This is a genomic window from Formosa undariae, assembly GCF_042427615.1.
Lineage (GTDB): Bacteria > Bacteroidota > Bacteroidia > Flavobacteriales > Flavobacteriaceae > Formosa > Formosa undariae.
In genome coordinates, this window is record NZ_JBHMEZ010000032.1 from 110,740 (window position 1) to 124,198 (window position 13,459).

The window sequence follows — 13,459 nt, forward strand, 5'->3', positions numbered from 1 at the left end:
TTGGGGTGGGGAACCCATTAAAGTCCCACAAGTTGCTAAAAAAATTTTATTTTTTAAAGAGAAACTTGTTAAAATGATATTAGTGTTAAATTACAAATCAAACACCGATGTGCGCTTCGTATAGAGCATATCCTTAATACGCATCCAAAAAGCCAGAAATAAATATAAAGCAAAACCAAATCCAACGGTTACAAACGTGAGATAAATAAATGATGTTCTTACTACTTTTGCCCTTAAACCAATCCGGTCTGCGATACGCTGGCAAACATAAAAACCACGTTTTTGAAAGTATAGTAAAATCTTATAAAAAAATTTCATGCTGCAATATAGCTAAAATCGGTTTAAAATGGTATTCCCCACGGCACATTGCAAGCATTTTTTATAATTACAGTATTCATTTTTTAACTGAATTAGACCTTGAGTTTGCAAAGCAGATTTTGAAATTGGTTTTAAACTTTCAAACTTTTTAACGATAGAATTTTGTTCTGGTTTTAGCTCGTTTATTAACGGAATTAAATCTTCATTATAATTTTTACCTGAAATTTTAGAATAGCTAAATTTTACAGGAATAATTGTGTTAATAATTAAGAGATCGATAAAATTATGAGTTGTAGTCTTGTTCGATTTTTTAGTAGATTTCTTAAATGTATAATGCGTTTCCCAATATTCTGAGGTCATTACTGTAAACAAATCGTAATAGTCTTGGGCTGTTTTTGCTTCAATAATTTTTGAAAATAAATTTTGATTATTAACATAAACCTGGGCCAATTGAGACAATCTTATTGTTGGAAAATTTGGAGGTCGCAATCTAAAAAACTGTGGAGCGGTAACATGCTGCTGACTTAAACCAAATTTTTGCTTTAAAAACAGATAGTCTTTCTGTAATTGAATATAATATTCATCTTCTACAGTCGTCTCCAAAACACCACTTTGTCCTAACAATACAGATTCGAGCAACTGCCCTTTGGTTTGAATTTTTCTAATAATTGAAAAATCTATTGAAGAGGCTAGGCTAAAAAATGCATCTCCATTTACCTTCAAACCAAAATTCTTTGCTAATAATTTAAAAAGCACAGCTTCCCAATCCTTTTTAGAAGCGTCTAAAAGTTTTTCTATATCACTCGATTTTCGTTCTAAACGTTCAAAAAACAAACGTTCCAACCAATTCTGAAGTATAAAATCGTCTACAGAAATAAAATCATGTTCGCAATTTATCCATTTTTGAGATTTAGAAAACAATTGCTGATAGCCATTTAAAGTGGTCTTTGAAACAATCTCTTTTAATTCTAAAGTAGGAATCTCTGAATTATCCTTTCTAAAAATATCGACATCATGCTCCCAAACCACATGAAGTATCACATTATCGTAAGCCGGATCTATTTCATGATTATGAACATACCAATCTGAAGACTTCACATGAATCTCTACATTTCCAGCCCAAAGCTGATGATCTATATTAAGTTGTGCATTAAAAAAATCTGGTCCAGAATTAAAATTATGTTGCCCGACTTGAATTAATTGAATAGTCTCTCCTTTGACAGTTTCCAAAGCACCGACATCAAATTTCTTATATTTCCATAAATAATGTAGAAAATCTTCTTGCATATATAGATGTATAATTTCAACTTAAACCTTCGAATTCTCTTTAAGAACCTGTTAAAGACGAACTAACTTCTTAAATTTACGCAAAAATTAGACAATGAACGAACTCTCCTTAAATACTCCTGCTCTATTATTCTCTGCAATATCATTAATCATGTTGGCGTATACGAACCGTTTTTTAGCATATGCTGCTGTAGTAAGAGATTTACATGCCAAATATTTACAAAACCCGGACGACCGCTATATTAAACAAATTAAGAATATAAAAAAGCGACTTTACCTGACTCGCGCTATGCAAATCGCAGGTATTACGAGTTTATTGTTTTGCGTTCTCACGATGTTTTTAATCTACATCAATCAACAAACCATAGCCGTTTGGATATTTGGAATAGCTTTAATTTTATTAATTGTGTCCTTAGGATTACTCATAATGGAAATACAAATTTCTGTAAAAGCATTAGAACACCATATTAGCGATATTGAGAATAGTTAGTTTAATTTAATAATGTAGCAATTTTTTAATGTAGCAATGTAATAATTGATTTGAAAATTTGAAGATGTATTCATTTGAAGATACTACTCAATAATTTTTAAGATTTGAAACTAACAGACTTAAAGCGCCAATCACAACACACTCTTATGAGAACCTGAACTAAATTCAGTTTGACGTCCATTTCGGAATTTCAGGAACAAAAAACTTTGAAGATTTGAAACCTTGCAATTCTAAATCATAAAAACTTAACTTTAAACTAAACCCTTACTCAAAACGCATGGCTCGTACTGGAGATATTTTAGTAATAATATAAGACGGTACTAGAAGCATAATTAGGCATAACACAAAAGTACCTACATTTAGCGCGATGATATAATTTATATTAATGTATACCGGTGCTTCGGTTACATAATAAATACTAGGATCTAACGGGAAGAGTTTTAAATATTTTTGAGCAAATAGCAATCCCAAACCGATAACATTACCCCAAAATAATCCCAGAATAATTAAGTAAGACGCATTAAATAGGAATAATTTTCTAATACTCCAATTGTTACTCCCTAAAGCTTTTAAAACACCTATCATTTGCGTGCGCTCTAAAATAAGGACCAATAAAGCTGTAATCATATTAATACCTGCAACCAAAATCATGATTCCGATAATGGCATAAATATTATTATCAAAAATCTTAATCCATTCGAAAATAGAGTAGAATTTTTCTACAATCGTTTGGGTATTTAATGTTGGCGGCGTGCTTTTATACACTTCCATACCAATTTCTTTGACTTGGTCGAAATCGTCTATAAACAATTCAAAATTTCCTATTTGGGTATCGTCCCATTTATTTAATCGCTGAATGTGTTTAATATCACCTATAACATATGACGCATCGAACTCCTGAAAACCGGAGTTATAAATTCCAACAATTGTGTATGTAATTATATTTGGAGGCTTATTAGTATCGTCTTTAATAAAATAGGTATTAAAAGCATCTCCTAATTTAAATCCCATTTTATTTGCGATAAACTGAGACATTAAGACATCCTCATTTCTATCTTGAGTGTAATCTGGCAGACGCCCTTCAATTAAAAAATCTTTAAAATAATCCCAAGAAAAATCTTTACCAACACCTTTTACAATAATGCCCTCAAAATCTGTTGCAGTTCGAATAACACCAAACTTAGTAGCTACACCTTGAATGTGATTTATGCCGGCTATAGACTTAAATTCCGGGTAGAATTCTTGTTGGGTAGAAATAGGGACTATACTTTCCTGAGAATTATTACTATCAAAATTAGAAATAGTTATATGCCCATTAAACGCAATAACCTTATCTCTAATCTTTTGCTGCAATCCTATTCCGGTTGCAATGGCAATCATCATGACAATTATACCTACAGCAATTGCAGCGATTCCAATTTTTATTATTGGCGCCGAAACACTACTTTTATACGCCCTACTACCTATAATGCGTTTGGCTAAAAAAAATTCGTAATTCAAATTAATGGTATGCGTTTAAATGTCCTCAAAAATACAGTTTTATTATTTGTTTTCATCATGATTTCTTTTGGTTGTCTTGCAAAACCATCAACAGAAAAGTTAAAACAAGAACTTTCCGTTACACAAAACGATAGCACCATAGTTGTAGGTGCAAACAGAACCCGAGAGTACCTTCCTATATTAAAAGGAAAAGCTATTGGAATTGTAGCCAACCAAACATCTGTTATTTTTAAAGCAGATAGTACATATACTCACGTTGTAGATTCACTTTTACAATTAGATGTAAATGTTACCAAAGTGTTTTCTCCTGAACATGGTTTTCGAGGTACAGCAGATGCAGGTGAAGTGGTAAAAGACGGTATCGATACCAAAACAAAATTGCCTATAGTGTCACTTTACGGTGCTAACAAAAAACCAACAGCAGAGCAACTTAAAAACATCGACCTGTTAATTTTCGATATACAAGATGTCGGAGCACGTTTTTACACGTACATCTCGACTTTGCATTATGTTATGGAAGCGTGTGCCGAAAACAATATCCCGATTTTAATATTAGATCGTCCCAATCCAAACGGACGTTATATTGACGGTCCTATTTTGGAAATGGAATACAAAAGCTTTGTAGGCATGCACCCTGTACCAATTGTTCATGGTATGACTATTGGTGAATATGCACAAATGATAAATGGGCAACAGTGGTTAGAAAATGGTGTGACTTGTGAATTAACGGTGATAGAAATGGAACATTATACGCATGATAAATTATACCATCTACCTATAAAACCATCACCAAATTTACCAAACGATCAGTCTATAAATTTATATCCAAGTCTATGCTTTTTTGAAGGGACTAATGTAAATGCTGGTCGCGGAACAACTACTCAGTTTCAAGTTTATGGCTCTCCATTTTTAAAAAATCAGGAATACAAATACACCCCTAAATCTAATAAAGGTGCTAAACATCCAAAACATAAAGAGAAATTATGTTATGGCGTAGATTTGACAAATGAAAAACAACTGAATCAGATTAACTTAGCTTATATTATTAAGGCCTATCATGCTACAAGTAACAAAACGGAGTTTTTTAATTCATTTTTCACAAAATTGGCAGGGTCTAAAAAACTACAGAAACAAATTGAAGGTAATTTAAGTGTCACTGAAATTAAACAGTCTTGGAAAACAGGATTAGATGCCTATAAGAAAATGAGTAAGAAGTATATGCTTTATAATTAATAGCATGCTTCTGGTTGACAATCGCCGGTGCTTAAAAATAAGTATTATAACTAATCCTTAATGGTAAAATTAACACTTTGAAAGATTAATCTTCTGTTGTTGGACTTACTATATTATTAATTTTCTTTAGATCTAAGAGCGAAACTTCAGATTGCCAAACAGAAGCGTTCTCTTCGTCTTGTAACATTTTATAAGCCGAATAATATAAAAAAGCACGCAAATTTAGATTCTGTTTTGCTACTTCAGAAACCTTAATCCGTTTTAATTTCCTAAGTACTTTTTTAGGATCTTGAAGGAGAAGTTCTTTCTGAATCTCTAACAAATCCACACGCTGTTCTAACATGGGTTTATTATCTGATTTATCATCTTTTAAAAACTCGGAAGCTTCATCAAGATATATAGCAGATAAATCGACTAATTCCGGTCTTACATCATTATTTGCGAAAAAGGCAAAATCCATATATGAAGAGGCGAGGTAAAATGCAGAATAAAAGTTCTTCTCACTCTTATAATTTAGCATTTTAGAATTCAAAAAAGACGTATCCATGCTGTATTTAAGAATAAACTCAGAAAGGTTTAAAAGTTGCATGTCTTGTGTGGTATTTATAATATTACCATTAGAATCCATAACCTTTAAACTTTCATCATGAAATTTATCGATATACCCCATCGATCTTGTCTTTTTAATTTCATCGTACAGTCTCGGGTATTCATTTTCACTTAATACTACAGGAACAAAATGTGCCCATAACAAACTATCTATTTCTGGACTCTCGTACATCTCTTCTATAAACACACGTTTTCCATCGCTCGTATTTACATACGCAGAAGCACCGTCGTAGTAGGAGTTTTCCCAGACTACAACAAGGAGTTTATTTTGAACTAGAGCCAATCGTTCGCCAACGTCTAAACTCGTTAGCCACTCTTGTGCGAAACTTGTACTTATAAAAAAACAAAAGGATATAAAGAATAGTACTCTTTTCATAATTTATTGGATTCGTTTTTTCATCTCTTCTACAATATTAAAAGCTGCAGGACAAATAGAAACATTTTTTAATGTAAGATTAGAAATTTGCTGGAATTTTTTTCTATCCGTATGCGGAAATTCTCGACATGCTTTTGGTCTAACATCATAAATGGAGCAGTAATTATCGGCTCCTAAAAATGTACATGGAACACTTTGTAGCACATAATCATGCTCTTCATCTACTCTTAAAAATTGTTCGATAAAGCGTTGCGGTTTCATTTTAAAATGCTTCGAAATACGTTCAACATCTTTATCTGTAAACAACGGTCCTGTCGTTTTACAGCAATTTGCACACGTTAAACAATCTGTACGCTTAAATTCGGCATCATGCAATTCCTGCATAATGTAATCTAATTGCTTAGGCGGTTTCTTTTTTAATTTTTTAAAAAAGTTAGTATTCTCGTTATGCTTATCTTTGGCCTCTTGAGGCAGATTTTTTAAAATGTCTTGCATGTGGCAAAAATACAATTTAATTAAATAAATCCATTTTTAGACCACTAAGAAAATCCATACAATTTATTATGAAAGATCTTTTCGGACAAGCACTTTTAGATTACCAAAACAACAATTATACTGAAGATATAATAACGTCTACAAACATTAGTGAAGAAGACACCTTACCTCTTCCCTATTTGTTTCGGGACTATGAAGATATGACTAAGTTGGAACAAATGGCCTTAGAACTAGCGAAAGGTTACATTTTAGATGTTGGTTGTGGTGCTGGCGGACATAGTTTATATCTCCAAAACAAAGGGTTAGCTGTAAGATCTATAGATATTTCTGAAGGCGCGATTTCTGTATGTAAAACTCGTGGTGTAAATCATGCGTATACGGCATCACTTTTAGATGAAACGGAACATTTTGATACGATTCTATTACTGATGAATGGGACAGGAATATTTGAAAAGTTAAGTTACGTTACCAAATACTTGACTCATTTAAAATCACTATTAAAAACAAATGGGCAAATTTTAATTGATTCTTCAGACATTCAATATATGTACGAAGATGAAGATGGCGGTTTATGGATAGACACCAATGCCAATTATTACGGTGAACTCGATTATTATTTAAGTTACAAAGGCCAAAAAGAGACACCTTTAACCTGGTTATATTTAGATTTTGTAACCTTAAAGGCAGCCTGTATTACTGTAGGTTTAAACTGTGAGAATGTACAAGATGGCGATCATTTCGATTATCTTGCAAAACTAACTATTAGCGAATAGAATACCCCTGAGCTTCTAATTTTTCGTTTACCTGTTTATAAATATCGCCACACCAAAAATCTGAAATCACTTGCATCTTCTCATTCATCTCTGATTGCGAACTAACAATCTTTTTTCCTGTGGACGTTTTATAAAATTTATCGATTACTTTCTTATCTTTTTTAGTTAAGCCATTCGGATTTTTAATCATAGTCTGCCCTGTAGGAGACCCATATAAATCATTCATATTCTGAATATCTTCAATGGTAAAAAAATCGGAATATGCAGTTACCAACTTCTGGCTAACCCTTTGCATCGCTTCGGGCTTTTCAGTCTTTAAGGTCGTCCAAGTATCTGCAGGGATATCGAGTTTATAATATTGCTCTTGTATTTGCTTAAAACAGGTTTCGAAAACAGTTTCATAATACGCAGATGTTCCATTACTTTTAAGGCATTGCATTGCCTGATCTGAATAGTCCGCAGATTGCGATAAAACACTAACACTAACACTAAAAAATAAGCCTACAGACAAAAATAAAATAGATTTCATAAATATGAATTATGATGAGATTTGGTATTTAACACATTAAATATACTAAATAAAACAATATATCTTTTTACAAGCCCACAAATTGAAATATAATAAAGCACAAAAAAAAGCATCCCTAAAGATGCTTTTTAAATTAAATGATATTGGTTTTAGAAATCGAATTTAAAAATCGCTCCTCCTAACACTTGAAAGCCTTGAACATCGTAATTATTCCAACGTTCATAATTTTGCGCTGTGATATTATTCAGTTTTAAGAAAACAGTAAATGAATTAGTTACATTATACCCTCCATTTAGGTTTAAATCTAAATACCCGTCAACATCAATAGTTTCTGAGGTAATATTTGGATCAAAACCACTTATTTTTTGATCGTTACGTTTTCCTACATAAAAAATATTTGCCCCTGCAAACCATTTTTGATCAGACACATAATCTCCAAAAACAGAAGCTTTTATATTTGGTAAATTCCATGCCTCCGCTTCTAACTCTGTGTTGTAGTTATTATACTCGGCTCTAAACCCTACTTTCAAATTCTTATTCATATTTACATTCACTTCGGCTAAAGCCTGGATGGTTTTAATATTGTCGTAAACTACAGTGAATGAATTTCCGTAGCTAAACTTTTCACCACTATTATTAGAAATTCCATTTTTTCTAAATAAGGATTTATCATCTTCAGAAGTATATCCCACCTTTACATTATAGCCTATTTCGTTTGTAAATTTCCCTAACATACCCACATATGCATTGTAATTATTATCTGTAGGTTTTACATTGGTAGAGGGTGATAAATACGGATTGATTTTAACAAAATCTCGATATGTATTTTGTATAATATCACCAGTAAATCCACCGTAAGCAATTACAGCTTCATCTACAATTCTAAACGTTCCTGTTATATTTGGATACACATAAAAGTTACTCTCTGTATTATTTGTTCCAATCATATAATACATTGAAGCTCCAATATTTAATGTAAAATCTTCACGATTTATTTGATACTTTGGAGAGACTCCCATTAATAAATTCCCATATTCAGGTAATTGCTCTGAATCATATGAAGTTCCTGCATGTCCAGAAAAATATTCAAATCTTACATCTGTTGTAATTTCTTCATCTAAAACAGGTAAATCTACCTTTCCTGTGAATTTAAGATGAGATTCTTGAGATTCAAAATCATCGTAAAAACGTCTTAAGATTACGCTTGCAGATTTCACATAAGTGTAGTCGTAAGCAACTTCCCCTGCTAGATATAAGTCAAAATAATCGTGAGCAACATCTATATTTTTAAGATTCGCATTTTCGGTACCATACCAATTGTATTGCTGCCTTTCCAGTCCTCCCATAATACTCCAGGTCTTGTCTCTTTGTCTATTAATATATTCGAAATCTCCTTTAAAATCTAAAAATCCATTATCCAATTTTACGTCTTCAATTCCACCATTCGATTTATCGTAAGCAATCTTTGCTCCAAAAATACCAATGCGATTAAACTCTTTAGCAACGTATAATTCTGAAATTAAATTACCGTAAGACCCTAAGCCTAAATTAATATAGCTATCGTAAAAACGTTCTGGTTTTTCTTTTTCCACTGTTGCCGCCGTCCCTTTTGTAGGAATAAATGTAGATGCTACAGGTACTGAAAGAATTTCATAATCAATGGGCTTCTTTTCTGTCGTCGAATTATCATCTAACGTTGGTTTTGTTTTCACTTTAAACGCATCAGAAATCGTAGGAGTATATGGCTTAACGACATTAATAACATCGGTCTGTATGGTATCCTTTTCTTGAGAAAACATAAAAGTCGAACTACAAATAATTACGACTAATGTTAATATATATTGAAATTGCTTATACATAATATAAGTAGGTGTTTTTACGGTTTTAATTTAGTCTTGAGTTTGTACTGACGAATTGGTTTTAGCTTGCTCTTGCTTAATGGTTTTTAGCTGCTTATTTGCCTCTGAAACAACATCTTTATAAGTCTGAAAGTTTTCAATAACGCTTTCTAAAATATAAGTCGCTTGAAAGGCATCGCCTAGTTCCTTATAATTATTAGCCATTACAACTAGTCCCTTCGCACTAAAATATTTGTAGCTCGAATAATCTTTTGCTAAACGTTGTACTAGTGCATTCGATTCTTCATAATAGCGATCCTGATTTTTAAAATAAGCACTATAGTATAAGGCTTCTGCCGCAGTTTCTCCCGTAGCGACTTTACTCACTTCTTCGTAAGCCACTTTGGCACGATCTAAATCGTTGGTATTAAAAGCCGATCTTGCTATAATAATATGAGCATCACTTTTAATTTTATTATCTATAGATTTGTTAGCCAATACTTTCTCGGCATAACTTACAGCACTATTGTATTTACTTAATTGATAGTTAGCCTTCATTAAATTTGATTGCGCAAATACTACATTTTGAGGAAACGTAGCTTCGGTCTCTAATCGCTGTAGTACAGGAAGTGCGTCTAACCAATTTTTCCCATCAAGATAACTTTGAGACAATCGCACTAAGGCTTCTTCAGTAAACTCGCTACGTGGCGCATCTACAACACTTTTATAGTGAGGCGTAGCATTTACACTTAGCCCTTTTTGATAATATAATTGTGCTAAATAGAAGTGTGCTTGGTTAGTATGTAAACCTGGCTTAAACTTATTTAGATATCCGTTAAATTGTTTTATTGCATCATCGACATCATTATCTAAATATCTCTTTTCTGCAGATTGATAAGTCGAATTATCCAAATCGGCATCTGTGACTTTTACGTAATCTAAAGTTTTCACCCAAGTTGCATACGCATCAACTTCTCCTAAATCAATATAAATTAAACGCGCTGTAGATACCGCTTGAATGGCTTCTGGAGTGCTTGGATAATCTGTTGCTACCAATTTAAATCGCTCTAATGCCTTTTGGTTCTTATTATCATTGTAAAAAATTAACCCTTCCCGAAGCATAGCTTTAGGAGTTAAAGAACTCATTCTATATTCTGAACTCAAGGTATTATACATGGCCACCGCTCTATCATTTTGATTTGATTTGGTATACGCATTTCCCAACTCGTACATCGCATCGTCTCTTAATTTAGATTTTGGATAAGCATCTATAAAACGTTCTAATTCTGAAACTTTTGTCTTGGAATTACCAATATAACCATAACTAATCGCTTTTTGAAATGCCGCATAGTCTGTTTCTATTTCACTTAATTTAATTGCCGAATCATAAGCTTTAATAGCTGCTTCGTAATTACTTGATACAAAATAACCATCGGCCAAACGTAAATAGGCATCGTTCAGTTTTACTTGATCTCCGCTGTAATTTTTAGTAAATGTGCTAAAATAATCGGTTGCTTGATTATAATCTTTTTGCTTAAAATAAGCGTAGCCTAAACTGTAATCTACAACCTCATGCTCTTCCGTATGTGTTCCAGAAAAGAGATTAAAAGACTTAAAATCTATAACCGCTTCGGCATAATTATTTAAGTTATAATTACATTCTCCCTTCCAAAAATTGGCGCGTGCTGTGTATTCTGTATTAATTAGTTCCTTTAATGAAAGATCGAAAAAAGTTAATGCTTCGGTATACTTTTCTTCTTCTACCAACTCTAAACCTCTATAAAATGAAACTTTTTGATAAGCTTCTTTACTCGTTGCATCTTTTTTACTTTCTAATATTTTTAATGCCTCTTTATAGTTTTTAGAGGTAATATAAGAATCTACTAATAAGCTTTCAGCATTAGCGCGATGTGGGCTTTCTGGATATTTAGCAATATACGCTGACAACACTGTAGGAACGGATTCATATGGATTTCCTATTTCATAACTAATTTTCGCATAGTTATACCAGGCATCTTCTTGGATTTTAACCACGTAATCCATCTGAGATGCATTTCTAAACGCATTTAAAGCTTCCGTTTTTTTACCTAATTGGATATAGCTTTCTCCCAAATGATAATATGCATTTTGAGCGACACTATTATTTCCGCTTATAATTTTATTAAATTCAGAAATGGCTCTGTCGTAATCACTTTGCTTATAATACGCATACCCTAACTGATAGTAATCTGTGTTACTCCATTTTCCTCTTTTACCAGTATATAGTGTTAAATACGGTATCGCCTCGTCGTAATTCCCTAAGTTGAAATAACTCTCCCCAACAATTTTATTCAGTTCAGATTCTTCGTCTCGACTACTATATGGAATTTGTTCCTTAGCCAAAGCGATTGCTTCTTCAAATTTTCCCAATTTAAAATTTAAATCGGCTTTATAATAAGTCATTTTCTCTTTGTATTTCGACTGATCTTTCACCTGATCGAAATACTGATTAGCTTGACCAGCATCATCACTTTGATAGGCCATATACCCAATATAATACTTGGCTTGTGCCCCGTACGTTTTAGAGTTTTCGACCTTAGCTAAATACGTCTTTGCATTTCCATAATTCTTAGTAATAAAGGCCGTATATCCTTTATTAAAATTATATCTATCGTGTTCAAAAGCGGTTAACGATCGTTCATCTACGCGATCATACCATTTTTTAGCATGTGCGTATTTTCCACTTTTAAAATAAAAGTCAGCCACATCCATATATGCAGAATTTCTTTTCGGACTTGTAGGATAATCCGTAACAAATTGTTCTACAAGATTGTCTGCTTTAATTTGGTTTAGGCGCACCGCAATATTCGCAATGTAATAAGCACATTCCGATTGTATCACTTGCTCTGTAGACTTCCTTTGGATATCAGTAAACATATCCTGAGCCGCTAAATATTGCTTATTATTGTATAAGGATAGTGCTTTAAAATATTCTGCTTGGTCGTTTGTATAAATTGCGGATTGTTGTGCCAGCATCTGGCCACTCATCACAATAGCTAATAAAAATAATAAAATTTTACTCCTAATCATTAACCTTAAGTTTTAATTAAATCAAAGATAATTTAATCTAAATTCTATAACGAAATTTTAGCGTTATAATTATGTATTAAAAAAATAAAACTTCAAATATTCTTTAAAAAAAGCAATCCTGCTATGTTTTAAAAGTTATTATAAAATGATACATTTACAACACACAAAAAATCTACAATTCTTATGCCACAAACTGTTCTTTATTTAAAAGATGCTTCCATTTCTCAAGGCGATAGTCTCGTACTCTCTAATGTTAACGTTGAAGTTTACAAAGGTGATTTTGTCTATTTAATAGGAAAGACAGGAACAGGAAAAAGTAGTTTTATGAAGACACTTTATGGCGACCTAGCCCTTACTGAAGGTGAAGGTAGTATTGTTGACTTTAACCTACGTACATTAAAGGAAAAAGAAATCCCATATTTAAGACGAAAATTGGGAGTAGTTTTTCAAGATTTTAAACTTTTAGTCGATCGTAATATTATTGAAAATTTACGCTTTGTACTTAAAGCGACAGGTTGGAAAAACAAATCTGAAATGCAAACGCGCATCGATGAAGTCTTAGAAAAAGTAGGTATGAAAACAAAAGGTTTTAAATTCCCTCACGAACTTTCTGGAGGAGAACAACAACGTGTGGCCATTGCCCGTGCATTATTAAACGACCCCGAACTTATACTTGCCGACGAACCTACTGGAAATCTTGATCCGCAAACAAGTATTGAAGTTATGAAGGTTCTTCAAGACATAAATAAAAATGGAAATACTATTTTAATGGCGACTCACGATTATGCTTTATTGCTTAAATACCCGAGTAAGACCTTAAAATGTGACGACAACCAACTTTACGAAGTGGTACAACGAAAAAGTTAGATTCACTTCTTTTAAAATTGTTTAATCCATTACAATTAAACTTTCTTTTACACTTTTTTCTCTAAAATACCGTTA

General features: G+C 32.5%; 12 protein-coding genes. 4 read left to right on the top strand and 8 right to left on the bottom strand.

Annotated features, from left to right (window positions below; translation table 11 throughout):
- Window positions 1-90: 90 nt before the first annotated feature.
- Together ACFFVB_RS17455 and ACFFVB_RS17460 are read right to left on the bottom strand one after the other, a co-directional pair.
- Entirely contained in the window at window positions 91-318 is a 228-nt protein-coding gene (locus tag ACFFVB_RS17455; RefSeq protein WP_382384509.1) for a PspC domain-containing protein, read from the bottom strand.
- A 12-nt stretch (window positions 319-330) separates the two neighbouring features.
- Window positions 331-1,605: a DUF2851 family protein gene (locus ACFFVB_RS17460; protein ID WP_382384510.1), complete on the bottom strand. Its 1,275-nt coding sequence runs from the start codon at window positions 1,603-1,605 to the stop codon at window positions 331-333.
- Between the two features lie 94 nt (window positions 1,606-1,699).
- Between ACFFVB_RS17460 and ACFFVB_RS17465 the strand changes: the two genes are divergently transcribed.
- On the top strand, window positions 1,700-2,095 hold the full coding sequence (locus ACFFVB_RS17465; RefSeq protein ID WP_382384511.1) for a DUF2721 domain-containing protein: 396 nt from the start codon (window positions 1,700-1,702) through the stop codon (window positions 2,093-2,095).
- A gap of 264 nt (window positions 2,096-2,359) precedes the next feature.
- Here ACFFVB_RS17465 and ACFFVB_RS17470 read toward each other — a convergent pair whose 3' ends face one another.
- Complete coding sequence (locus ACFFVB_RS17470) at window positions 2,360-3,595, bottom strand: ABC transporter permease (protein ID WP_382384512.1); 1,236 nt, start codon at window positions 3,593-3,595, stop codon at window positions 2,360-2,362.
- A 9-nt stretch (window positions 3,596-3,604) separates the two neighbouring features.
- Between ACFFVB_RS17470 and ACFFVB_RS17475 the strand changes: the two genes are divergently transcribed.
- On the top strand, window positions 3,605-4,828 hold the full coding sequence (locus tag ACFFVB_RS17475; protein ID WP_382384513.1) for an exo-beta-N-acetylmuramidase NamZ family protein: 1,224 nt from the start codon (window positions 3,605-3,607) through the stop codon (window positions 4,826-4,828).
- An 85-nt stretch (window positions 4,829-4,913) separates the two neighbouring features.
- On the opposite strand, the gene ACFFVB_RS17480 is transcribed toward ACFFVB_RS17475, so the two are convergent.
- Together ACFFVB_RS17480 and ACFFVB_RS17485 are read right to left on the bottom strand one after the other, a co-directional pair.
- Complete coding sequence (locus ACFFVB_RS17480) at window positions 4,914-5,813, bottom strand: hypothetical protein (protein ID WP_382384514.1); 900 nt, start codon at window positions 5,811-5,813, stop codon at window positions 4,914-4,916.
- A gap of 3 nt (window positions 5,814-5,816) precedes the next feature.
- Entirely contained in the window at window positions 5,817-6,308 is a 492-nt protein-coding gene (locus tag ACFFVB_RS17485) for a YkgJ family cysteine cluster protein (RefSeq protein WP_382384515.1), read from the bottom strand.
- Window positions 6,309-6,376: 68 nt separating this feature from the next.
- Between ACFFVB_RS17485 and ACFFVB_RS17490 the strand changes: the two genes are divergently transcribed.
- Window positions 6,377-7,081, top strand: coding sequence for a class I SAM-dependent methyltransferase (locus ACFFVB_RS17490; RefSeq protein WP_382384516.1), 705 nt, complete (start codon window positions 6,377-6,379; stop codon window positions 7,079-7,081).
- Here the strand turns inward: ACFFVB_RS17490 and ACFFVB_RS17495 are convergent.
- The 3 genes from ACFFVB_RS17495 to ACFFVB_RS17505 all read right to left on the bottom strand — a co-directional run bounded on the left by ACFFVB_RS17495 (window position 7,071) and on the right by ACFFVB_RS17505 (window position 12,517).
- Window positions 7,071-7,610 carry a DUF2059 domain-containing protein gene (locus ACFFVB_RS17495; protein ID WP_382384517.1) on the bottom strand — a complete coding sequence of 180 codons (540 nt, stop codon included), beginning with the start codon at window positions 7,608-7,610 and terminating at the stop codon, window positions 7,071-7,073. The genes ACFFVB_RS17490 and ACFFVB_RS17495 overlap by 11 nt on opposite strands.
- 149 nt (window positions 7,611-7,759) lie before the next feature.
- On the bottom strand, window positions 7,760-9,469 hold the full coding sequence (locus tag ACFFVB_RS17500; protein WP_382384518.1) for a porin family protein: 1,710 nt from the start codon (window positions 9,467-9,469) through the stop codon (window positions 7,760-7,762).
- Window positions 9,470-9,499: 30 nt separating this feature from the next.
- The gene (locus ACFFVB_RS17505) at window positions 9,500-12,517 is read right to left on the bottom strand and encodes a tetratricopeptide repeat protein (RefSeq protein WP_382384519.1); all 3,018 of its coding nucleotides are present in this window, start codon (window positions 12,515-12,517) and stop codon (window positions 9,500-9,502) included.
- 183 nt (window positions 12,518-12,700) lie between these two features.
- Here ACFFVB_RS17505 and ACFFVB_RS17510 point away from each other — a divergent pair, with 183 nt between their 5' ends.
- A complete protein-coding gene (locus tag ACFFVB_RS17510) occupies window positions 12,701-13,384 on the top strand; it encodes a cell division ATP-binding protein FtsE (RefSeq protein ID WP_382384520.1) in 684 nt (227 codons plus the stop codon).
- Window positions 13,385-13,459: the final 75 nt, after the last annotated feature.